This window comes from Ottowia beijingensis, assembly GCF_013423955.1.
Taxonomy (GTDB): Bacteria; Pseudomonadota; Gammaproteobacteria; order Burkholderiales; family Burkholderiaceae_C; genus Ottowia; species Ottowia beijingensis.
Genome location: NZ_JACCKX010000001.1, coordinates 1124970 through 1147117 on the forward strand (window position 1 = coordinate 1124970; position 22148 = coordinate 1147117).

Consider the following 22148-nt stretch of genomic DNA (forward strand, 5'->3'; position numbering starts at 1 on the left):
GGCACACCGGGGCGGCGCGATTCGCCAAATGTCTCACGCAGCGCCGGCGTGCAGCGCGGCGCGGTGCCTGAAGCGGCTGTGTGAGCGGCGCACTTGCTCACATAAAAATAGCTGTTTACGCACGATACAATCCAATTTCAGATATAAAACAACCTGAAAACGGCTTATGACAGGCGCAAGCAGCTATCAAATCAATAACAACCAGCCTGGTGACCGCGGTCACTTCGGCCGCAGGTCCACCACCCGCCTGGCCTTGCCCACGCTGCGCTCGATGCCGCCCTCGCCCTTCAGCTCGACCTCGACGCTGCTGCCCACGTACACCTTGATCTCGTGCTGCAGCAGCTTGGCGGCGGCGCGGGCCTGGATGCCCTCAGGGTCGACGCCCGGCGCGCATTCCACCGCCACCTTCAGGTTGTCCATCGGGCCTTCGCGCGTCAGCACGCACTGGTAGTGCGGCGACAGCTCGGGGCGCTTGAGCAACAGTTCCTCGATCTGCGTCGGGAACACGTTCACGCCGCGGATGATCATCATGTCGTCCGAGCGGCCGGTGATCTTCTGCATGCGGCGCATGGTGCGCGCGGTGCCGGGCAGCAGGCGCGTGAGGTCGCGCGTGCGGTAGCGGATGATGGGCAGCGCCTCTTTCGTCAGGCTGGTGAAGACGAGTTCGCCCTCCTGCCCGTCGGGCACCGGCTCGCCGGTGTCGGGGTCGATGATCTCGGGGTAGAAATGGTCTTCCCAGATCGTCGGGCCGTCCTTGGTTTCGACGCATTCGTTGGCCACGCCGGGGCCCATCACTTCCGACAGGCCGTAGATGTCGACCGCGTCGATATTCATGCGCGCCTCGATGGCGGTGCGCATCTCGTTGGTCCACGGCTCGGCGCCGAAGATGCCCAGGCGCAGGCTCAAGGCCTTGGGGTCCAGCCCCATCCGCTCCACCTCGTCGGCAATGGCCAGCATGTAGCTGGGCGTGACCATGATGATGTCGGGCCGGAAGTCCTGGATCAGCTGGATCTGCCGCTCGGTCTGGCCGCCGCCGAAGGGCACCACCGTCAGGCCCAGCTTCTCGGCGCCATAGTGCGCGCCCAGGCCGCCGGTGAACAGGCCGTAGCCGTAGCTGATGTGCACCAGGTCACCCGGCCGCGCGCCGCTGGCGCGAATGCTGCGCGCCACCACGCCGGCCCAGGTGTCGATGTCCTTGAGCGTGTAGCCGACCACCGTGGGCTTGCCCGTGGTGCCGCTGGACGCGTGGATGCGCGCCAGTTGATCGCGCGGCACGGCGAACATGCCGAAGGGGTAGCTGTCGCGCAGGTCCTTCTTGGTGGTGAAGGGGAACTTGGCCAGGTCGGACAGCTGCTTCAGGTCGTCGGGGTGCACGCCCGCCGCGTCGAACTTGGCCTTGTAGACCGGCGAGTTGGCGTAGGCGTGGGCCAGCGACCACTTCAGCCGCTGCAGCTGCAGCGCGCGCAACTCGTCGACGCTGGCCTTCTCGATCGGCTCCAGCGCAAAGGTCTTGTCGGTCATGAAGAGGCTCCTGCGGGCTCGGGGATCACGGTGCCGCTGATCTGCGTGCTCTTGCCGCGGAACAGCGCCACCGCCTGGCCCTTCTGGTTGCTGACGCGGATGTCGTAGATGCCGTGGCGGCCGGAGAGCGTCTGCTCCACGCCCTCGGCCGTCAGCACGTCGCCTTCGTGCGCGGGGCGCAGAAACTCGATGCTGCAGCCGTTGGCCACGGTGGCGTGGTTGCGGCTGTTGCAGGCGTAGGCGAAGGTGGAATCGGCCAGCGTGAAGATGAAGCCGCCGTGGCAGATCTTGTGGCCGTTCAGGTGCAGCGGCCTGACCACCATGCGCATGCTGGCGCGGCCGGGCTGGCAGGCCAGCAGCTCCATGCCCATGGTGTCTTTCGAGGCCTCGTCGGCCGCGTACATGGATTCGCCCACGCGGCGCGCCAGATCGGCGGCTTCGGCCTCAGTCAAATGTGCAGTCATCATTCGCCCTTGAACTGCGCTGGGCGCTTCTGCAAAAGGCCGACACACCCTCGATGTAGTCGTGCGTGAAGCCCAGGCGCGACTGCACATCGCGCTCCAGATCCAACTGCTCGTCCAGGCTGTGCGTGTGCGCGTTGCGCAGCAGGTGGCGCGTGGCAATCAGCGCCTTGGTCGGCATGGCGGCCAGGCGCTCAGCCATTTTTTCGCCGCATCGACGGAGTCGTCGGCCACGTCCCAGATCATGCCCATGGCCTTGGCTTCTAGAGCACCGAGCTTGTCGCCCGTCATCGCCAGCGCCATGGCGCGCGCCAGGCCCACGCGCTGCGGCAGCAGCCAGGTGGCACCGCTGTCGGGCACCAGGCCGATCTTGCTGAAGGCCTGGATGAAGCTGGCGCCCGGCGCCGCGATGGCGATGTCGCAGGCCATGGCCACCGACGCGCCCGCGCCCGCCGCCACGCCGTTGACGGCGCACACGGTGGGCACGCGCACGTTGATCAGGCGCCGCGTGGTGGGGTTGAAGGCCTGGTCGATCACCGGGCCGGGATCGGCGCGGAACATGAGGTCGTCGCCCGGCCGGAAGTCGAACTCCGACAGGTCGGCACCGGCGCAGAAGCCGCGGCCGGCGCCGGTGAGCACCAGCGCACGGATCGACTTGTCGGCCTCGATCTGGTCGAGCGCTGCCCACAGGTCGCGGTGCATCTGCCGCGTGAAGCTGTTGAGCGAGGCGGGGCGGTTCAGCGTCAGGACGGCGACGGGGCCCTCCTGCGCAAACAGGACGGCGGGCTCGGCGGCCGCGCCGGGTGCGGGGGTGGTCATGCGGTGTTGTCTCCTCGGGGCGCAATTTACCATTAACCGACCCATCGGTCGGTTAACTGTGCGCGTTCATGGTGGCTGGTTATAGTGCCACTCAACCCGACACCATCACACAAGGAGAACCCCCATGGCCTACGAATTCATCACCACCCGCACCGAGGGCGAGAAGGTCGGCATCATCACGCTGAACCGGCCCAAGCAGCTCAACGCCCTCAGCCCGCAGCTGATGGTGGAACTGGGCCAGGCGCTCAAGGCTTTCGACGCCGACGCCGCCATCGGCTGCATCGTCATCACCGGCAACGAGAAGGCCTTTGCCGCCGGCGCCGACATCGGCGCCATGGCCACCTACACCTTCGCCGACGTGTACGGCGACGACTACATCACGCGCGACTGGGAAACCATCCGCAGCATCCGCAAGCCCGTCATCGCCGCCGTCAGCGGCTTCGCCCTGGGTGGTGGCTGCGAGTTGGCCATGATGTGCGACTTCATCATCGCCGCCGACAACGCCAAGTTCGGCCAGCCCGAGATCAAGCTCGGCATCATCCCCGGCGCCGGCGGCACGCAGCGCCTGCCGCGTGCCGTGGGCAAGGCCAAGGCCATGGACCTGGCCCTCACCGGCCGCATGATGGACGCCACCGAGGCCGAGCGCGCCGGCCTCGTCAGCCGCATCGTGCCGCTGGACAAGCTGATGGAGGAAACGCTGGCCGCCGCCCTGATGATCAGCGGCTACGGTCGCATGGCCGTGATGGCGGCCAAGGAGAGCGTCAACAAGGCCTTCGAAGGCACGCTGGCCGATGGCGTGATGTTCGAGCGCCGCCTGTTCCACGCGCTGTTCGCCACCGCCGACCAGAAGGAAGGCATGGACGCCTTCGTCAACAAGCGTGCGGCGGTGTTCAAGAACCAGTGACCGATTTCCGCCGCCGGCGCGGTGCATTTCCCTATAATGCGCGGTTGCCGGTGGTATAGCTCAGTCGGTTAGAGCGTGGGATTCATAACCCCAAGGTCGGTGGTTCGATTCCACCTACCACCACCACATCAGAAAGCCCCGATTGGTCATGCCAGTCGGGGCTTTTTCCTGGGCTCAGGCCACGCTGCGGAGCGCGCGCAGCACGCGCTCGGCCGTGGCGGGGGCGTCCATGCGCACCGGCTGCCCGTCGGCGCGCGCGGCGGCCACCGCGTTGCGCAGGGCTTCCCACACGCTGACGGCGAGCATGAAGGGTGGCTCGCCCACGGCCTTGCTGCGGAAGATGGTGTCCTCGGCGTTCGGCTCGGGCCACAGGTGGACCTTGAAGTGCGCGGGCAGGTCGGCGGCGGTGGGGATCTTGTAGGTGCTGGGCGCCTTCGTGGTGAGCGCGCCGTGCTCGTTCCACACCAGCTCCTCGGTGGTCAGCCAGCCCATGCCCTGGATGAAGCCGCCCTCGATCTGGCCGATGTCGATGGCCGGGTTGATGCTGCGGCCCACGTCGTGCAGGATGTCCACGGCCAGCACGCGGTATTCGCCGGTGAGGGTGTCGATGGCGACCTCGCTGCACGCGGCGCCGTAGGCGAAGTAGAAGAAGGGCCGGCCGGTGAGCGTGGCCTTGTCGTAGTGGATCCTGGGCGTGCGGTAGAAGCCGTCGCTCCACAGCTGGATGCGGTTGGCGTAGGCGGCCTTCACCACCTCGGCAAAGGCGCGCGTGACGCTGGGGCTGATGACCTGGCCGGCGCGGAACTCGACCGCGCCCGCGCCGCAGCCGTCCAGCCCGCTCACGAAGGCGGCCAGGTTGTCGCGCACGGTGCGGGCGGCGGCCTGCGCGGCCTTGCCGTTCAGGTCGGTGCCGCTGCTGGCGGCGGTGGCGCTGGCGTTGGGCACCTTGTCGGTGGCACTGGCGGTGACCAGCACCCGCGCCAGCGGCACGCCCAGTTCGTCGGCCACCACCTGCGCCACCTTGGTGTGCAGGCCCTGGCCCATCTCGGTGCCGCCGTGGTTCACCTGCACGCTGCCGTCGGTGTAGACGTGCACCAGCGCGCCGGCCTGGTTGAACAGCGTGGCGGTGAAGCTGATACCGAACTTGACGGGGGTGATGGCGATGCCGCGCTTGAGGTAAGCGTTTTGCGCGTTCCAGGCCAAAACAGCCTCTTGTCGCCGCCGATACTGCGCAAGGTGCTCCAGTTCTGGGAGCAATTCGTGGAGGATGTTGTCTTCCACCCGCATCTGGTAGTGGGTGGTGTCGCGGGGGTGGGCGCGGTGCCCTCACCCCGGCCCTCTTCCGCAGGCGGGAGAGGGAGTGAAGTCGCGGTAGCCGGGGTTTGGCTCCCTCTCCCCTGGGGAGAGGGTGGGGTGAGGGCGCAGCGGCGGCAGCGGTTACGGCGCGGCCCCCACCCCGGCCCTCCCCAGCGGGGAGGGAGTGGCGTGGCGGGGTGACTCCCTCGCCCCTCTGGGGAGAGCCTGCCCCGGACTCGATCCGGGGGCTGGGGTGAGGGGCGCAGCGGTGCTGGCAGGCGCGGTCTGCCCCCACCCCAACCCTGCCCCAGCGGGGAGGGAGGCCTGCCGTCGTACAGATTGGCCATGCGCACGTCCAGCGCGTCCTGGCCCAGCACCCGGGCGATGTCGCCCAGGATGGTCTCGATGGCGATCACGCCCTGCGGGCCGCCGAAGCCGCGGAAAGCGGTGTGGCTCTGCAGATTGGTCTTGCAGCGGAAGCTGCGGATCACCACGTCGCCCAGGTAATAAGCGTTGTCGGCGTGGAACACGGCGCGGTCGCACACCGGGCCGCTCAGGTCGGCGCTGAAGCCGCAGTTGGCCATCATGTCGAGCGTCAGGCCCGTCATGCGGCCGTCGTCGCCAAAGCCCACGTCGTAGTCGAAGGCGAAGGGGTGCCGCTTGCCGGTGGTCATGAAGTCGTCGTCGCGGTCCAGCCGCAGCTTGACGGGCGCTTTGGTTTTCAGTGCAGCCAGCGCCGCCCACACGGCCATGTGGCCGGCCTGCGTCTCCTTGCCACCGAAGCCGCCGCCCATGCGCCGGCATTCGACGGTGACGCGGTGGCTGGCGATGCCCAGCGCGTGCGCCACCCAGTGCTGCACCTCGCCCGGGTGCTGCGTGCTGCTGTGGATGTGCCACTGCTGCTGCTCGCCGGGCACGGCCAGGGCGATCTGGCCTTCGAGGTAGAAGTGCTCCTGCCCGCCGACGGCAAAGCGGCCTTGCAGCCGGTGCGATGCGGCGGCCAGCGCACCGGCGGCATCGCCGCGCGCCACCGTCACCGTGGGCAGCACGAAGCTCTCGGCCGCCATGGCCTGCTCGATGGTGAGGATGGCGGGCAGCGGCGCGATGTCGAGCCTGACCTGGCGCGCCGCGTGACGCGCGGCCTGCACCGTGTCGGCCACCACCAGCCCGACCACCTGGCCGACGTGCTGCACCACATCGGTGGCGAAGATGGGCTCGTCGTGCACAAAGGTGGCCAGCACCGGGTCGCCCGGGATGTCGGCCGCGGTGACGAGAGCACGCACGCCGGGCAGTGCCAGCGCAGCCGTGGCGTCGATGCCCAGCAGCCTGCCGTGCGCGACCGGCGACAGGATGGGCGCCGCGTGCAGCGTGCCGCGTGGCTCGGGCAGGTCGTCGACATACGGCGCCAGGCCCTGCACCTGCGCGTGGGCGCTTTCGTGCGGGTGCGGCGTGCCGCAGGCGGCTTCGGCCGTTGGAGCGGTGGCCGGCGCGGCGTGCGGCATCGCGGCCACGTCTTCGGGGGCGGTGGCGGGCAGCGCCGCGCTGCCGGCATCGCGGCTCACCGGCGCATCGTCCGCGTGCGCCGTGCCGTAATGGGGCGATGCCGGCCGCTCGCTCATGGCTTCGGCTCGGGGTCTTGCACGGGCGGTGCGTCGCCCGGGTCGCGCCGCGGCAGCGGCGGCGTGGCGGGGTCTTCCACGGGCCGGCGGCGCGAACGGATCGGGGTCTTGCACCGGCGGTTCTTCGCCAGGCAGGGGCATGGGCTTGTGCTGGGTCATGGCAGGGTCTCCGGTTGCAGCGTGGCCAGTGTGGCCGCGCCAGGCTGCGATTGCGCCCAGGCGCGGCGCAGCAGGTTGCCCAGCACCGTGCGGCGGTAGGCGCTGCTGGCGCGCATGTCGCTGATGGGTTCGAACTCGGCCGCCAGCACGGTGGCGGCGGCGTCGAAGACGGCCTGCGTTGCCGGCTTTCCAGCCAACGCCGCTTCGGTCTGGATGGCACGCGCCGGCACGGCCGCCACGCCGCCGGCGCCAATGCGGGCGCTGCGGATCACGCCGCCGTCGATCTGAAGCGCCACCGCCAGGCAGACGGCGCTGATGTCGTCCTCCAGGCGCTTGCTGATCTTGTCGGCGCGCAGCCATTCATGCGGCGTGGGCAGCGGCACGTCGATGCGCGCCAGCACCTCGTCGGGCGCCAGCGCGGTCTTCCGGTAGGCGAGGTAGAAGTCCGCGATGGGCAGGCTGCGCTCACCGCGCGTGCTGGCCAGCACCAGCGTGGCGCCCAGGGCAATGAGCAGCGGCATGCTGTCGCCGATGGGCGAGCCGTTGGCCACGTTGCCGCCCAGCGTGCCGCTGACGCGTACCGGCAGGCCGGCGAAGCGGTCGAGGAAGGGGGCGAGCTGCGGCCGATCCTGCGCCAGCGCGGCGAAGGCGTCGACCAGCGTGGCGGCGGCGCCGATGCGCAGCGTGTCGCCTGCGCGCTCGATGCGCCGCAGTTCGGCCACGCGGGTGAGGTCGATGATCTGCGCGAAGCGCTGGTGCTGCTTGGTGACCCACAGCCCCACGTCGGTGGTGCCGGCGGCCAGCAGCGCCCGCGGGTGCGCAGCACGCAGCGCCAGCAGCTCGGCCAGCGTGCGCGGCGTGGCGTAGAAGTTTTCCGCCGAATCGGCCTCTGGCGCCCGACCATCGGGCGCGAGCAGCTCCAATTTTGAAGCAACGCCGCTTCGTCCAGCGGCACGTCGGGCCAGTGGTGCATGGTCTGCGCGGCGTCCAGAATCGGCCGGTAGCCGGTGCAGCGGCACAGGTTGCCCGACAGCGCGTGCAGCGCCTCGTCGCGCGAGACGGCCCCGCCGCCGGGCCGCGCCAAGGCGAGGCCAGCCCCTCGGGGGCAGCGAACCGCGCGCAGCGGGGAGCGTGGGGGCTACATGACCGCCGCCGGGCTGGCGGTGCAGCACGAACAGGCTCATCACGAAGCCCGGCGTGCAGAAGCCGCATTGCGAGCCGTGGCACTCGACCATCGCGCGCTGCGCCGGGTGCAGCGTGCCGTCAGCACCCGCGATGTCGGCGGCGGTGAACACGGCCATGCCCTGCACGCTGTGCGCCAGGCGGATGCAGCTGTTGATGGCGCGGTAGCTGAGTTGGCCGTCGCTGCCCCGCTCGGCCAGCGCCACGGTGCAGGCGCCGCAGTCGCCGCTGGCGCAGCCCTCCTTGACGGCGGTGCAGTGCAGGTAGTCACGCAGCACGTTGAGCAGCGTGCGGTCGGGCGGCACGTTGGCCAGCGTCTGCGGCTGGCGGCCCAGGACGAAGCGCAGGACGGGTGGACTCATGCGCGGCAGTATGGCGCGAAAACCGCCGCGCGGCCCCCGCATCAACGCCTGCCCCTTCTGCGGCCATGGCAGGGCGCGCGGGTGCCGAAGGGCGCACACGGGTGCTACATTGCGTCACCCCCGCGATCAACGTCACACCGGATAACTACAATTTCAATAGCTGCTCGCGCTTGATGCAAGGCAACGAGCGGCCTGTTTGACCCGATAACCATGACGGCCCGCCTGCAGCTCACCGGCATCACCAAGCGCTACCCCGGCTTGGTGGCCAACGACGGCGTGTCGCTGACGGTGCAGCCGGGCGAGATCCACGCCGTGCTGGGCGAGAACGGCGCCGGCAAGAGCACGCTGATGAAGATCATCTACGGCGCCACCAAGCCCGACGCGGGCGAGGTGCGCTTCGACGGCCAGCCGGTGCACATCGCCAACCCGCAGCAGGCGCGCGCGCTGGGCATTGCCATGGTGTTCCAGCACTTCAGCCTGTTCGAGACACTCAGCGTGGCCGAGAACGTGTGGCTGGGATTGGACAAGTCGCTTAGCCTGGCCGAGGTCACGCGCCGCATCGAGCAGACCGCCGCCGCCTACGGCCTCGACACCGACCCCGCGCGCCCGGTGCACACCCTGGGCGTGGGCGAGATGCAGCGGGTGGAGATCATCCGCGCGCTGCTCACCCACCCGAAGCTGCTGATCCTGGACGAGCCGACCTCGGTACTGACGCCGCAGGCGGTGGACAAGCTGTTCGTCACGCTGCGGCAGCTGGCGGCCGAGGGTTGCAGCATCCTCTACATCAGCCACAAGCTGCACGAGATTCGCGCGCTGTGCACCGCCTGCACGGTGATGCGCGCCGGCCGCGTGACGGGCGTGTGCGACCCGCGCGAGGAAAGCAACGCATCCTTGAGCCGCATGATGATCGGCGCCGAGCCGCCCGCGCTGGCGCACCACGCCCGCGCGCCGGGCGCGGTGGTGCTGGCGGTGGACGGCCTGAGCCTGAAGCGCGAATCGCCCTTCGGCGTGGATCTGATCGACGTGTCGCTGCAGGTGCGCGCGGGCGAGGTGGTGGGCATTGCCGGCGTCTCGGGCAATGGCCAGCGCGAGCTGCTGTTTGCGCTGTCGGGCGAGGACCGGCGGGCGCCGACAGCTTCCATTTCAATAGCGAACCAGCCTGTGGGCCACCGCTCGCCCGGCCAGCGCCGCGCGCTGGGCTTGCACTTCGTGCCCGAGGAGCGCCTGGGCCGCGGCGCCGTGCCCGAGATGGGCCTGGCGCACAACCTGCTGCTGACGCGGCGCGAGGCCGTGGGCGCCTTCGGCTGGCTGCGCACCGGCGTGCTGCGCGATCAGGCGGCGGGCATCATCGATCGCTTCAAGGTCAAGGCCGCGGGCCCGCAGGCGCTGGCGCGCTCGCTGTCGGGCGGCAACCTGCAGAAGTTCATCATGGGGCGCGAGATCGACGCCAACCCCACGCTGCTGATCGTGTCGCAACCGACCTGGGGCGTGGACGTGGGCGCGTCGGCCCAGATCCGCGCCGAGATCCTGGCGCTGCGCGACGCCGGCTGCGCCGTGCTGGTGGTGAGCGAGGAGCTGGACGAGCTGTTCGAGCTGTGCGACCGCCTGCACGTGATGGCCAAGGGGCAGCTGTCGCCGGCCGTGGAGCGGCGCGATGCCACGGTGGAGCAGATCGGGGCGTGGATGAGCGGCTTGTGGCATGGCGATGTGCAGCAGCACCTGGCGGACATGGAGCGTGGCGGGGAGGTGGCGCATGCGCATTGAAGCCACTCCCCACCAGGCTTGCTCCCTCTCCCGCCTGCGGGAGAGGGCTGGGGTGAGGGCCCTCCCTCCCCCGCTGGGGAGGGCTGGGGTGGGGGCCAGCCACGCACCCCACTGGCACGCCGCCAGCCCTCACCCCTACCCTCTCCCCAGAGGGGCGAGGGAGCAACAGCCAAGGAGCAAGCCATGCTGCGCCTTGAGCCCCGCCCCGCCCCTCGCGCGCGTGGACCTGGGCCTCTTCGCTGCTGGCACTGGCGATCACGGTGGTGATCGGCGTGGCCCTGTTCAGCGTGATGGGCAAGGACCCGGTGCGCGGGCTGCAGGTCTTTTTCTGGGAGCCGATCAAGTCCGCCTACGCGCTGGGCGAGCTGGGCGTGAAGGCCACGCCGCTGCTGCTGATCGCCCTCGGCCTGGCCGTGTGCTTCCGCTCCAACGTGTGGAACATCGGCGCCGAGGGGCAGTTCGTCATCGGCGCCATCGCGGCCGGCGGCGTGGCGCTGCTGGCGGGCAAGGAGACGGGGCGCTGGATCGTGCTGGCCGTACTGCTGGCCGGCGTGCTGGGCGGCATGGCGTGGGCGGGCATCACGGCCTTCTTGCGCGACCGCTTCAACGCGGGCGAAATCCTGGTCAGCCTGATGCTGGTGTACGTGGCCATCCAGGTGCTGGGCTACCTGGTCTACGGGCCGTGGAAGGACCCGGCGGGCTACAACTTTCCGCAGACGCGCACCTTCGACGCCGTGACGCGCATCCCGCGGCTGATGGCCGGCTCGCGCGTGAATATCGGTGCGCTGATCGCGCTGGCCGGCGCGGCGCTGCTGTGGGTGTACTTGTTCCGCACGCGCAGCGGCTTCGCGCAGCAGGTGGGCGGGCTGGCGCCAGCGGCGGCGCGCTATGCGGGCTTCTCGTCGCGCCGCGCGCTGTGGACGGCGCTGCTGATCTCGGGCGGCACGGCCGGACTGGCCGGCGCGCTGGAGGTGGCGGGGCCAATCGGGCAACTGACGCCCTACGTGCCGGCGGGCTACGGCTTCGCCGCCATCATCGTCGCCTTCGTCGGGCGGCTGCACCCGCTGGGCATGGTGCTGGCGGCGATCTTGATGAGCATGTTCTACATCGGCGGCGAGCTGGCGCAGTCGCGCCTGGGGCTGCCGAAGTCGTTGACGGGGGTATTCCAGGGCCTGCTGCTGTTCACGCTGCTGGCGTGTGACACGCTGGTGAATTACCGGGTGCGCTGGGGGAAAGGCAATTGATGGTCATGGCGCTGTGCTCCAGGTGTTCACCCCTCTCCCGCGTGCGGGAGAGGGCGGGGGTGAAGGTGGACAGCGTCTGAACAAAAGCCGTGCCGCCTGGTGCGCCGACGGCCCTCACCCCAACCCTCTCCCGCAGGCGGGAGAGGGCGCAAGACCGGGGAGGCGCTGCTGATGGACCAATACGCCCTGCTCTTCGCCGCCACGCTGAACGCCGGCACGGTGCTGGCCATTGCCGCGCTGGGCCTGCTGATCAACGAGAAGGCGGGCATCGTCAACCTGGGGGCCGAGGGGATGATGCTGTGCGCCGCCATCGCCGGCTTCGCCGCCGTGGTGCACACGGGCAATGACTGGGCGGGCTTTGCCGCCGGCATGGCGGCGGGGGCACTGCTGGCGGCCGTCTTCGGCTGGCTGGTGATCTGGCTGAACACCAACCAATACGCCACCGGGCTGGCGCTGAGCCTGTTCGGCGTCGGCTTTTCGGCCTTCGTGGGCATCGGCTACGTGCAGGCCAAGCTGCCCGAGCGGCCGCAGTTCAACTGGCTGGGGCTGGGCGACGTGCCGCTGATCGGGCCGGCGCTGCTGCGCCACCACCCGCTGGTGTACGGCGCCATGCTGATCGCCGCCGGGCTGATCTGGTTCCTGTACCGCACGCGCGGCGGGCTGGTGCTGCGCTCGGTGGGCGAATCGCCGCAGTCGGCGCACGCGCTGGGCTACCACGTGCGCGGCATCCGGCTGGCGGCGGTGGTGGCGGGCGGCGCGCTGTGCGGGCTGGCGGGGGCGTACATCTCGGTCATCTACACGCCGCTGTGGGTGGAGGGCATGGTGGCCGGCAAGGGCTGGATCGCGCTGGCGCTGACCACCTTCGCCACCTGGCGGCCGGCGCGCATCCTGCTGGGGGCGTACCTGTTCGGCGGCGTGACGATGCTGCAGTTCCACCTGCAGGGCCAGGGCGTGCAGGTGCCCAGCCAGGTGCTGACGATGATGCCCTACCTGGCCACCATCGTGGTGCTGGCGCTGATCTCGCGCAACCCGACGTGGATCCGCGTCAACATGCCGGCCTCGCTGGGCAAGCCGTTCCACCCGGGGCGTGAGGCCGGCGCGGTGCCGGCACATTGCAGCTTTTCCTCTGATAGGTGAGTATATGCCTCTGGCGCTTTATTGATGGGCGCTGACGGGGTGGTATGCAGGGAGTATCTGCCCCAGCTGCGCCTCGGGGGCGCCCTCAGGCCACAGCCTTGCGGCTCACTGCTCCGGCACGCGGCATTCGGCGGCGGTGGCCAGCACGTACAGCATGGCTTCCACCGGGTGGATGGTCATGCCGCGCCGCTCGGCGCGCTGGCGCAGGTCGACGTGCGGCCGCTGCGGAATGATCTGCAGTTGCGTGCTCAGCACGCGGCTCTTCAGCACCATGCCGAACACCGAGGCCGGCGTGTTGCTGGCCACCCAGCCCTCGGCCGGGTGAAGGATGGCGCCGTTGAGCATGGTCACCATGACCTCGAACGGCTGCCCCGCGCGCAGGCGCTGCGCCACGTCGCGCAGGATGGGGTGGCTGGAGGGGTGCGGTGAGCTGACCAGCACGGCCTCGAACTCGTCCAGCGTCAGGGCGCCGTCGCTGATCTGCACGCTCTGGGCCGGCGGGGCGCTGGGCGCGGGTGCAGGCGGCGGCACGCTGACGCTCGGGGCGGCCACGGGTGCAGGTGCAGGTGCAGGTGCAGGTGCAGGTGCAGGTGCAGGTGGCGGTGGTGGTGGCGGTGGCGGTGGCAAGGGGCGGGTGCTTCGACCGGCGCGGGTTCCGCCCCGGCGACGCTGCCTGCAGCGTCGTCGGCAGCGCCTCGCGCACGTCGGCGGCATGAAACGGCCGCCGCACCACCGCCCAGCCCTGGCGCGCCCAATCGGCCGCCTGCTGTTCGGCCTGCTGCCGCAGATCATCGCGTTGCGACACGATGGGCGTCACGATGACGGCGGGCCGCCTGCCGACCAGGGCCGCCCAGTCGGCGCCCTGCTCGGCCTGCCAGCCCTCACTGTCCAGGATGACCAGCTAGGCCTCGGGCCAGGGCGCCTGGGCCGCCGGTGCGGCATCGCACGACCAGCCCGGATGGTCCTTGCGCACCATCAGGCTGATCGCGAACGCATCGCGGGACGGGAAGCCAACCAGTACCAGTTTCATACCGGAGGCAAAGTCTAAGCGACCAGGCCGCCGGCATCCCGTGCGGCAGCGCCGGCCGTGGCGGGTGCGCGACGTGGCCGAGCGCCGTTCAGTGCGGCAGCCGGCACTCGCCCATCTGGGCCAGCGCGAACAGCATGTCGTCGAGCGGGTGAACCGTCATGCCGCGTTGCTCGGCCCGCGCGCGGGCGTCGACGGTGGGTGCCAGGGCCGTGATCCGCACGTGCTCTCCCAGCGCCCGGCTGCGGCACACCATGCGCATGACGGACAGCGGCGTGTTGCTGGCCACCCAGGCCTGCGCGGGGTTGAAGATGATGCCGTTGATCAGCGTCACGCCCATCTCGAACGCCCCGGGCTGCGCCAGGCGGTCGCCCAGCTGGCGCAGGAAATGGCGGCAGGCCTCGTTCGGCGAGCTGTCCACGCAGGCGCGGAAGGCCTCGATCGACAGGGCCCCTCGCCCAGCGTGGGCGGCGGTGTGGCCTGCGCCACGCGCATCGGCTCGGCGGTCGAAAAGCCGAAGGCCGAGGTGCTGAAGAACACCTCGGCGGGCGCGGGCGCCACGTCAGCAGGCGCCGCCGTGGGCCGTGCGCGCGCGGTCCAGGCCTCTTCCAGCGCGCTGCGCATCGACTGCGCGCCATACGGCCGGGGCAGCACCACCCACGGTGCACCGTGCGCGGCCACCTGCGCCGGCACGTTGCCGACCAGCACGGCCGGCCGCTCGCCCACCAGCGCCGCCAGTTCGGCCCCGGCCTGCGCCCGCCCGTGGCGCGCCAGCCAGGCGTCCATGTCCACCACATACAGGTCGCCCGCCGGCACCGGGTGCGCCAGGTCTGCCGCGTCGCACTGCCAGCCCTCCAGCACCTTGCCGACGAACAGGGTCAGTGCGAAGGCATCACGCTCGGGAAGGGCGACGAGGACGGCTTTCATGATCGAGTCACAATTAAATAATTGGTTTGCATTATTCAAACTCTCCCTTTACAAAACCTGTCGCACGGGTCCGCGCGATTGATCTGGATCAAACAGTTTCCGGCTCACCCCACGAAGAGGGGCTGCCAGGCCGCCGCCGGCCCTCCCGCATAATCCGCGGTTTCAACTGCCGCCCTCGTAGCCGAAGGAACCACCATGACCGATCACCACAAGCGTTCGCTGTTGAAACTCGCCGCCCTGGCGGCCGCTGCCAGCGCCCTGGTGGCCTGCGGCAAGAAGGACGAGCCGGCACCCACCCCGGCCCCGGCGCCCGCCCCGGCGGCCGAGGCACCGGCGCCGGCCAAGGCCGACCCGCTGAAGATCGCCTTCGCCTACGTCGGCCCGGTGGGCGACGGCGGCTGGACCTTCGCGCACGACAACGCGCGCAAGGCGCTGGAGAAGGAGTTCGGCGATCGCATCGTCACCAGCTACGTCGAGAGCGTGCCCGAGAGCGCCGATGCCGAGCGCGTGATCCGCGACATGGCGGGCCAGGGCAACAAGCTGATCTTCGGCACCACCTTCGGCTACATGGAGCCGATGCTGAAAGTGGCCGCCGACCACCCTGACGTGAAGTTCGAGCACGCCACCGGCTACAAGACGGCCGAGAACATGCGCACCTACGACAGCCGCACCTACGAGGGCGCCTACATGGCGGGCGTGATCGCCGGCAAGATGACGCAGAGCAACACGCTGGGCGTGGTGGCGTCGATCCCGATCCCCGAGGTGGTGCGCAACATCAACAGCTTCACGCTGGGCGCGCAAAGCACCAACCCCAAGATCACCACCAAGGTGGTGTGGGTGAACGAGTGGTTCAACCCGCCCAAGGAGACCGAGGCCGCCACCGCGCTGATCAACGGCGGCGCCGACATCCTGTTCCAGAACACCGACTCGTCGGCCGTGCTGCAGACCGCCGAGAAGATGGGCAAGCGCGGCTTCGGCTGGGACAGCGACATGACCGCCTACGGCCCCAAGGCGCACCTGGGCTCGGCCATCATCGACTGGGCCCCGTACTACATCAAGGCCGTGGGCGAGGCGCTGGACGGCAAGTGGGCCACCGGCCAGACCTGGTGGGGCGTGAAGGAAGGCGCGATCGACCTCGTCTCGCTGGCCGCCGACGTGCCTGAAGATGCCAAGGCCAAGCTGGAGGAAGTGCGCAGCGGCCTGAAGGCCGGCACGTACAACATCTGGAAGGGCCCGATCAGCGACAACACCGGCAAGGAAGTGCTGGCCGAAGGCACCGTGGCCGACGACAAGTTTCTGGGTGGCATCAACTGGTACGTGAAGGGCGTGGAGGGCAAGGTGCCCGGAAAGAACTGAGGCGAATCCCCTGAGCGGCTGACGCCGCTTCCCCTCTCTCGCTGCGCTGCGCTTCGCGGGAAGGGGGACAACGCCAGCGGGCGGGCCACGCCCTTCCGCGGCGTTCGCCCGCATGGCCTGCTCCGCGGCCGCCTCAATGTGGGTAGCGGCGCCTTGGCAACGCTGAAGCGACAAGTGGGAGTATGTGGCGCCAGCGCCCGTCTGACGAGCGCTGTCGGCCGGCATATTGGGGAGTATATGGATCGACGCGCTGTCAACCTTCTTGCCTGCACCCTTTCACCATGATCGAACGCACCCTCTGGCATCCCGTCGCACTCGCCCACGCCGTGGGCGCGCAGCCCGTGGCCGCGGTGCTGCTCGGCGAAGAGCTGGTGCTGTGGCGCGACGGCGAAGGCGCCGCGCACGCCTGGGCCGACCAGTGCCCGCACCGGGGCGCGCGCTTCTCGCTGGGCCGCGTGACCGATGGGCAGCTGGAATGCCCCTACCACGGCTGGCGCTTTCAGGCCGGCGGGCAGTGCACGCACATCCCGGCCGTGCCCGGCTTCACGCCCGGCGCGCGCCACTGCGCCCGCACCTTCGACACGCGCGAGGCCCACGGCATGCTGTGGGTGCGCCTGGCCGCGCCCGAGGGCCGGCGCTGCCAATCCACGACCTGCCCGCCTTCGCCGCCGAGGCCGAGCCGCGCCTGCGCAAGACCACCAGCGGCCCCTACCTGGTGCAGGCCAGCGCGCCGCGCATCATCGAGAACTTCCTCGACATGGCGCACTTCGGCTACGTGCACGAAGGCTGGCTGGGCAGCCGCGAGCGGCCCGAAATCCCGCCGTATGAAGTCACCCCCACGCTGCACGGCGTGAAGGCCACCGGCTGCCGCGCCTGGCAGCCGCGCTCGTCGATCCATGCCGAAAGCGGCGCGCAGGTGGAATACACCTACGAAGTCACCGCGCCCTACGCGGCGGTGCTGACCAAGCAGCCCGAGCCGGGCAGCACGGCCATCGACGGGCTGTGGGAATCCATCGCCATGTTCGTCTGCCCCGTGACCGAGGAAACCAGCGTGGCCTGGACGCGCATGGCGATGAACGACTTCGATTCGCCCGACGCGCGGCTCATCGCGTTCCAGGACACCATCTTCGGGCAGGACCAGCCCATCCTCGAATCGCAACGCCCCAAGCGCCTGCCGCTGGCGCCCGACGCCGAGGCGCATTCCGCCGCCGACCGCCTGTCGGCCGCCTACCGGCGCTATCTGAAGCAGAGCGGCATCGGCTTCGGCGTGACCGCCTGACACGGGCGCCGGGCGCCTGGTAACACTACCAATGGGGGCGTTACCGATGGTATCGGTAACAGCTTGTCGCGCCCGTTGGCAACAGGTCTACTGCGGGCCAAGCCGCTGACGAACCCACGCACACGTCGGCGGCCCGTTGCCAACAAACTCCCGGAGGACCACCATCATGTTCAGCACTTCACCCGCCGGCTTCGTGGCCGTTGCCGCCATCGGCTTTGCCCCCATCGGCGCTGCCGGCCCCTGCGCGCCAAGCTGCCGCACACCAACCAGTTCCAGCTGGGCACGCTGGACAAGAAAGGCTGCTTCTGCCCCTGCAAACAGCCCGACGGCAAGAGCGACGCCAAGTGGACGGTGAACAACCCCGGCAACGGCAAGGCCGACATCGACCTGGGCAACTACAAGCTGCAGCTGGACGAGAAGAACTCGCAGATCAAGATCGTCAACAAGAACAACGGCGAAGTCACCAACATCTGGGGCGACCCGCACATCGACTGGAACAAGGACGGCAAGACCGACGCCAACTTCTGGGGCACCACCACCTTCCAGCTGGAAGACGGCACCAAGATCACCATCGACACCGAGCCGTTCAAGAACAACCCCAACGAATGCGTCTCCAGCGAAGTCACCGTGACCCGCGGCGACCACGCGCTGAAGATCACCGGCCTGAGCCAGAACAAGCTGGGCGACCTGCAGGTGGAATACGCCGACCGCGGCGGCCAGGCGCTGGACTGGGCCACGCAGGACGGCTTCGTGGTGCGCGAGAACCCCAACGGCGAAGGCTGGCTCAACGCCGACACCGGCAAGCTGGCCGGCCAGAAGGACTTCGACATCACCAAGCCGAACGCCGTGAAGCCCTACGAGTTCACGCAGCAGTTCGGCCAGGCGCTGGGCCTGTTCCTGATGACCGGCCTGATGGGCGGCATCTTCAGCCACATGGGCAGCCAGGCGTCCAGCTGGGAGCCGGGCCGCAGCAGCAGCGACACCCTCCGATGCGCAACAAGCCGCTGCTGGTGCCGCCGCGCGCCCGGGTCGAACAGCCCGACGCCCACACCGTCAACATCCACCACCGCAACGGCACCGTGGACACGCGCAGCGGCGGCTCGCTGGCCTGGCGCACCAACAACCCCGGCCTGCTGCCCTTCAACCCGGTCACGCGCCTGATGGGCGCCATCGGTGCGGTGGACGGCGTGGCGGTGTTCCGCAACGAAGACGCCGGCCGCAGCGCCCTGACCAGGCTGATGCTGGGCCAGCTGCGCTGAGCGCGACGCCATAAGAAAACGCAAGTCTCCCAAGCCTTTGAAACGGCCCGCCCTGCGGGTCGTTTTTTGGGCCGCACCGCACTGGCGTGCGCGTGCAGAATGCCCCGCATGACCGCGCCCGCCGACCTGATCGACCGAATCCCCGCCGACCACCTGCCCGCGCTGCTGGCCGCCATGCCGAAGGCGGAATTGCACATGCACATCGAAGGCTCGCTGGAGCCCGAGATGATCTTCGCGCTGGCGGCGCGCAACGGCGTGGCGCTGCCTTACGCCAGCGTGGATGCACTGCGCCGCGCCTACGCCTTCACCGACCTGCAGAGCTTTCTCGACATCTACTACCAAGGTGCCAGCGTGCTGCTGCACGAGCAGGATTTCTACGACACGGCGCAGGCGTATCTGGCGCGGGCAGCTACCGATAACGTCGTACACGCCGAGATCTTCTTCGACCCGCAGACGCACACGGCGCGCGGCGTGCCGATGGGCACGGTGATCCGCGGCCTGTCGCGCGCCTGCGCCGAGGCGCCGCAGAAGCACGGCCTTAGCGCCACGCTGATCCTGTGCTTTCTGCGCCACCTGAGCGAGCGCGAAGCCTTCGAGACGCTGGAGACGGCGCTACCTTTTCGAGAGCACTTCATCGGCGTCGGGCTCGATTCGAGCGAGGTGGGCCACCCGCCGGAGAAGTTCGCCCGCGTGTTCGCGCGCTGCCGCGAACTGGGCTTTCGCATCGTCGCGCACGCTGGTGAAGAAGGGCCGCCCGACTACATCTGGCAGGCGCTGGACGTGCTGAAGGCGGAGCGCATCGACCACGGCGTGCAGGCCGTGCACGACGCGGTTCTGATGCGCCGTCTGGGCGCCGGGCGCGTGCCGCTCACGGTGTGCCCGCTGTCGAACCAGAAGCTCCGCGTGTTCCCCGATCTGGCGGACCACAACCTGAAGGCGCTGCTCGACGCCGGCCTGTGCGCCACCGTCAACGCCGACGACCCGGCCTACTTCGGCGGCTACGTGAACGACAACCTGCGCGCCGTGGCCGCCGCCACCGGCCTGACGGCACGGCACGCGTACCAGCTGGCCGCCAACAGCTTCGAGGCCAGCTTTGCCGACGCGGCGGCCAAGGCGCGCTGGCGCGAGCAGCTGGACGCGTGCTTCGAGCGCTTCAACCGCTGATTCAGAGCGCCGCGCGCAGGCGCTGGGCATAGGCCTCCAGCGCGGCGGGGCCGGGCTCCTTGCGCGGCCAGGTGTAGTCGATGCCATCACCATCGTGCCGCGGCACCACGTGGATGTGAAAGTGCCCCACCGTCTGCCCCGCCACGGCGCCGTTGGCCTGCAGCAGCATCAGCCCGTCAGGATCGAACGCGGTGCGCGCGGCCAGCGCCACGCGCTGTGCCATGCGCATCACGGCGCCGGCTTCCTCGGGCGTCAGGTCGAACAGCGTGGCGGCGTGGCGCTTGCTGGCCACCAGCACATGGCCCGGGTTGACCTGGCCCAGGTCCATGAAGGCCAGCGCCAGATCGTCCTCGGCCACGCGGGCCGAAGGGATCTCGCCCGCCACCAGGCGGCAGAAGATGCACTGGCCGGGTGGCGAGGTGTCGATGAACATGGGCATGGCGAAGCTCCTTGACATGAAGGTGTACGGGAAAAGCCGCAGTGTAGGAAACGCGATCCTTCATCGCCCGCCTGTTGCAGGAGCGGCGGAAGCCGCGAACGGGTGTGGCGCGACAGAGGCGCTGCTTCGCGGCTTCCGCCGCTCCTACATCCATAGCTTCTGGCGCCTGTCACACCTTGATTTCATGTGTTTATCCTTTGAAATCATTGGATGACGGGCGCACCCCACTATCAAATTGATGGCGCCCCACGGCAGCCGCCAGCACGCGCGCACCCGCCGCCCTACAATCGCGCCCGCCATGCCGATGCCCCGGTGGCCTGGCGTTGTTTGTTTTCGGGGCCATGTAGAGGAACACCATGTACAAAAACCTCGCCGCCACACTCGTGGCCGCCTGTTGTTTGTCTCCCGCCTTCGCCCAGTCCAGTGCGCCGATCAGGGCGGCCTGGGTCTACGTCACCCCCTCACCGACGCCGGCTGGACGCAGCAGCACGACCAGGGCCGCCGCGCCGTCGAGAAGGCGCTGGGCGCGCAGGTGCAGACCACCTACGTCGAGAACGTGCCCGAGGGCGCCGACGCCGAGCGCGTGATCCGCGACCTGGCGGCGCAAGGGCACCAGATCATCTTCACGCCCAGCTTCGGCTACATGGAGCCGACGCTGAAGGTGGCGCGCGACTTCCCGGCCGTGAAGTTCGAATCCATCACCGGCTACAAGCAGGCGCCCAACGTGGCCACGGCCAACGCGCGCTATTACGAGGGACGCTACCTGGCCGGCATCGCCGCCGGGCGCCTGACGAAGTCGAACCAGGCGGGCTACGTGGCGGGCTTTCCGATCCCCGAGGTGCTGCAGGGCATCAACGCCTTCACGCTGGGCATGCGCAGCGTCAACCCGAAGGCCGAGGTGCGCGTGATCTGGCTGAACGAGTGGTTCAACCCGCCGCGCGAGCGCGACGCCGCCATGACGCTGATGAACCAGGGCGCCGACGTGCTGGCCTTCCACACCGGCTCCACAGCCGTCATGGCCGCCGCCGAGGAGCGCGGCGCACTGGCCGTGGCCTACCACTCCGACATGCGCAAGGTGGCGCCCACGGCGCAGATCGCCGCCGTGACGCACCAGTGGGGCGACTACTACACGCGCCGCGTGCAGGCCGTGCGCGATGACCGTTGGCAAAGCGGCAAGCTGTGGGGCGGCGTGAAGGAAGGCATGATCCGCGTCGAGGCCTTCGGCCCCAAGGTGCCGCAGGCGGTGCAGCGCGAAGTGCTGGCCCGGCAGCAGGACATCGCCGCCGGCCGCCTGCACCCGTTCAGCGGGCCGATCGCCGACAACGAAGGCCACGCGCGGGTTGGCAAGGGCCAGAAGCTCGATGATGCGCAGATCCTGCAGATGAACTGGCTGGTCGACGGCGTGCGCACGCCGCTGCCGCGCTGAGCACCGGCCCGGCTCGGCAGGTGTGCATGCATCCGCCGGGTTCGCGCGGAGCGCCAACACCGGCGCCCATCGAGGCGCCAGGCGCGGACGTCGCCCCCGCCGCTCAGGCCGCGAACTGCGCGGCCTGCTGCTGCAACTGCTCGGCCACGGTGTCGAACGGCGCCATGTCGCCGGCGGCGCGCGACAGCAGGATCGCGCCCTGCACCGCCGCCATCAGCAGCGTGGCAAAGCTGGCGGCCTGCGCCGGCGGCAGGCCGGCCGCCTTCAGCGCCGCTGCCAGCGTGCCCGTCCATTGCGCGAAGGCCTGGCGGCAGTCCTGCAGCAGGCGGCTGGAGTCGGCCGCCACGGTGACGGCCACCACGGGACAACCTGATTCGCAGTCGTCGCGCAGCAGCATGCCGCGCCACAGGGCCAGCGCCCCTTGCACCACCGCCTCGGCCGGCTGGCCATGCAGCGCCTGCAGCTGGTCGTCCAGCAAGGTGGTGAAATCCTCCAGCACGGCCTCGATCAGCTCGGCCTTGCCGCCCGGAAAGTGGTGGTAGATGGAGCCGCGCGACGTGCCCGTCAGCGCCAGCACTTCGGAAAACGCGGTCGCGTGCAAGCCCCGGCGCCGCAGCACCTGGGTTGCCCCTTCCACCATCTTCCGACGCACAGTTCCGCGCATGGTCGCCCGCCTCTCTTGACGATCCGGCCGCACCGCCCGGCCAGAGCATGGCAGCATAGCAACGAAGCCGCAGAATCACTATGTCATTCGACATGACGTGTGGCTGGCATTGCGCATCAAGCTATTATTTGGATAGCGA

18 protein-coding genes, 1 tRNA gene and 6 pseudogenes are annotated in these 22148 nt (G+C 69.6%); 13 read left to right on the forward strand and 12 right to left on the reverse strand.

From position 1 onward, the window contains the following. Positions 1 to 219: 219 nt before the first annotated feature. The 3 genes and pseudogenes from paaK to H0I39_RS05670 all read right to left on the reverse strand — a co-directional run bounded on the left by paaK (position 220) and on the right by H0I39_RS05670 (position 2801). On the reverse strand, positions 220 to 1521 hold the full coding sequence (gene paaK, locus H0I39_RS05660; protein ID WP_180549862.1) for a phenylacetate--CoA ligase PaaK: 1302 nt from the start codon (positions 1519 to 1521) through the stop codon (positions 220 to 222). After that, the gene (gene paaI, locus H0I39_RS05665) at positions 1518 to 1985 is read right to left on the reverse strand and encodes a hydroxyphenylacetyl-CoA thioesterase PaaI (RefSeq protein ID WP_180549863.1); all 468 of its coding nucleotides are present in this window, start codon (positions 1983 to 1985) and stop codon (positions 1518 to 1520) included. Before paaI ends, paaK begins: the two co-directional genes overlap by 4 nt. Further along, positions 1985 to 2801 (reverse strand): annotated as a pseudogene (locus tag H0I39_RS05670) (enoyl-CoA hydratase-related protein). The gene paaI and the pseudogene H0I39_RS05670 overlap by 1 nt, the downstream one beginning before the upstream one ends. 124 nt (positions 2802 to 2925) lie before the next feature. Here H0I39_RS05670 and H0I39_RS05675 point away from each other — a divergent pair. After that, on the forward strand, positions 2926 to 3705 hold the full coding sequence (locus H0I39_RS05675; RefSeq protein WP_180549864.1) for an enoyl-CoA hydratase: 780 nt from the start codon (positions 2926 to 2928) through the stop codon (positions 3703 to 3705). Between the two features lie 49 nt (positions 3706 to 3754). After that, a tRNA-Met gene (locus tag H0I39_RS05680) sits at positions 3755 to 3831 on the forward strand. Between the two features lie 48 nt (positions 3832 to 3879). Here H0I39_RS05680 and H0I39_RS05685 read toward each other — a convergent pair. From H0I39_RS05685 to xdhA, 3 genes and pseudogenes are all read right to left on the reverse strand, one after another. Then, positions 3880 to 5013 (reverse strand): annotated as a pseudogene (locus H0I39_RS05685) (molybdopterin cofactor-binding domain-containing protein); the annotation flags it as partial. A gap of 320 nt (positions 5014 to 5333) precedes the next feature. After that, positions 5334 to 6503, reverse strand: a pseudogene (locus H0I39_RS05690) (molybdopterin cofactor-binding domain-containing protein); the annotation flags it as partial. 272 nt (positions 6504 to 6775) lie between these two features. Next, a complete protein-coding gene (gene xdhA / locus H0I39_RS05695) occupies positions 6776 to 8323 on the reverse strand; it encodes a xanthine dehydrogenase small subunit (protein ID WP_307776778.1) in 1548 nt (515 codons plus the stop codon). 210 nt (positions 8324 to 8533) lie between these two features. Here xdhA and H0I39_RS05700 point away from each other — a divergent pair, with 210 nt between their 5' ends. The 3 genes and pseudogenes from H0I39_RS05700 (at position 8534) to H0I39_RS05710 (ending at position 12468) form a co-directional block, all read left to right on the forward strand. Beyond that, on the forward strand, positions 8534 to 10087 hold the full coding sequence (locus H0I39_RS05700) for an ABC transporter ATP-binding protein (protein ID WP_180549865.1): 1554 nt from the start codon (positions 8534 to 8536) through the stop codon (positions 10085 to 10087). 183 nt (positions 10088 to 10270) lie between these two features. Then, positions 10271 to 11331 (forward strand): annotated as a pseudogene (locus tag H0I39_RS05705) (ABC transporter permease). A gap of 171 nt (positions 11332 to 11502) precedes the next feature. Further along, on the forward strand, positions 11503 to 12468 hold the full coding sequence (locus H0I39_RS05710) for an ABC transporter permease (RefSeq protein WP_180549866.1): 966 nt from the start codon (positions 11503 to 11505) through the stop codon (positions 12466 to 12468). A gap of 105 nt (positions 12469 to 12573) precedes the next feature. Here the strand turns inward: H0I39_RS05710 and H0I39_RS05715 are convergent, their stop codons facing one another. Further along, on the reverse strand, positions 12574 to 13020 hold the full coding sequence (locus tag H0I39_RS05715; protein WP_180549867.1) for a hypothetical protein: 447 nt from the start codon (positions 13018 to 13020) through the stop codon (positions 12574 to 12576). Positions 13021 to 13022: 2 nt separating this feature from the next. Between H0I39_RS05715 and H0I39_RS05720 the strand changes: the two genes are divergently transcribed. After that, positions 13023 to 13184 (forward strand): hypothetical protein, encoded by a 162-nt coding sequence (locus H0I39_RS05720; RefSeq protein ID WP_180549868.1) that lies wholly within the window; start codon positions 13023 to 13025, stop codon positions 13182 to 13184. 185 nt (positions 13185 to 13369) lie between these two features. On the opposite strand, the gene H0I39_RS21710 is transcribed toward H0I39_RS05720, so the two are convergent. The 3 genes from H0I39_RS21710 to H0I39_RS05730 form a co-directional block, all read right to left on the reverse strand. Further along, the gene (locus H0I39_RS21710; RefSeq protein WP_257645641.1) at positions 13370 to 13498 is read right to left on the reverse strand and encodes a hypothetical protein; all 129 of its coding nucleotides are present in this window, start codon (positions 13496 to 13498) and stop codon (positions 13370 to 13372) included. An 88-nt stretch (positions 13499 to 13586) separates the two neighbouring features. Next, positions 13587 to 13829: a hypothetical protein gene (locus H0I39_RS05725; RefSeq protein ID WP_180549869.1), complete on the reverse strand. Its 243-nt coding sequence runs from the start codon at positions 13827 to 13829 to the stop codon at positions 13587 to 13589. Beyond that, the gene (locus H0I39_RS05730) at positions 13826 to 14422 is read right to left on the reverse strand and encodes a hypothetical protein (RefSeq protein WP_180549870.1); all 597 of its coding nucleotides are present in this window, start codon (positions 14420 to 14422) and stop codon (positions 13826 to 13828) included. Before H0I39_RS05730 ends, H0I39_RS05725 begins: the two co-directional genes overlap by 4 nt. Before the next feature lie 195 nt (positions 14423 to 14617). On the opposite strand from H0I39_RS05730, the gene H0I39_RS05735 reads away from it, so the two are divergent. From H0I39_RS05735 to H0I39_RS05755, 5 genes and pseudogenes are all read left to right on the forward strand, one after another. Then, on the forward strand, positions 14618 to 15778 hold the full coding sequence (locus H0I39_RS05735) for a BMP family ABC transporter substrate-binding protein (RefSeq protein ID WP_180549871.1): 1161 nt from the start codon (positions 14618 to 14620) through the stop codon (positions 15776 to 15778). 281 nt (positions 15779 to 16059) lie between these two features. Beyond that, positions 16060 to 17057, forward strand: a pseudogene (locus tag H0I39_RS23960) (aromatic ring-hydroxylating dioxygenase subunit alpha). A 63-nt stretch (positions 17058 to 17120) separates the two neighbouring features. After that, complete coding sequence (locus tag H0I39_RS05745) at positions 17121 to 18218, forward strand: DUF1521 domain-containing protein (protein WP_180549872.1); 1098 nt, start codon at positions 17121 to 17123, stop codon at positions 18216 to 18218. Continuing rightward, positions 18137 to 18316 carry a hypothetical protein gene (locus H0I39_RS05750; RefSeq protein WP_180549873.1) on the forward strand — a complete coding sequence of 60 codons (180 nt, stop codon included), beginning with the start codon at positions 18137 to 18139 and terminating at the stop codon, positions 18314 to 18316. Before H0I39_RS05745 ends, H0I39_RS05750 begins: the two co-directional genes overlap by 82 nt. A gap of 108 nt (positions 18317 to 18424) precedes the next feature. Continuing rightward, positions 18425 to 19480 carry an adenosine deaminase gene (locus H0I39_RS05755; protein ID WP_180549874.1) on the forward strand — a complete coding sequence of 352 codons (1056 nt, stop codon included), beginning with the start codon at positions 18425 to 18427 and terminating at the stop codon, positions 19478 to 19480. A gap of 1 nt (position 19481) precedes the next feature. On the opposite strand, the gene H0I39_RS05760 is transcribed toward H0I39_RS05755, so the two are convergent. Then, positions 19482 to 19919, reverse strand: a complete 438-nt coding sequence (locus H0I39_RS05760; protein ID WP_180549875.1) for an HIT family protein — start codon at positions 19917 to 19919, stop codon at positions 19482 to 19484. Between H0I39_RS05760 and H0I39_RS05765 the strand changes: the two genes are divergently transcribed. Both H0I39_RS05765 and H0I39_RS05770 read left to right on the forward strand, forming a co-directional pair. After that, positions 19906 to 20133: a hypothetical protein gene (locus tag H0I39_RS05765; protein ID WP_180549876.1), complete on the forward strand. Its 228-nt coding sequence runs from the start codon at positions 19906 to 19908 to the stop codon at positions 20131 to 20133. The two genes, H0I39_RS05760 and H0I39_RS05765, sit on opposite strands and share 14 nt — an antisense overlap. A gap of 142 nt (positions 20134 to 20275) precedes the next feature. Next, positions 20276 to 21345: pseudogene (locus tag H0I39_RS05770) on the forward strand (BMP family ABC transporter substrate-binding protein). Between the two features lie 103 nt (positions 21346 to 21448). Here H0I39_RS05770 and H0I39_RS05775 read toward each other — a convergent pair. After that, the gene (locus H0I39_RS05775) at positions 21449 to 21985 is read right to left on the reverse strand and encodes a TetR/AcrR family transcriptional regulator (protein WP_257645643.1); all 537 of its coding nucleotides are present in this window, start codon (positions 21983 to 21985) and stop codon (positions 21449 to 21451) included. Between the last annotated feature and the right edge of the window lie 163 nt (positions 21986 to 22148).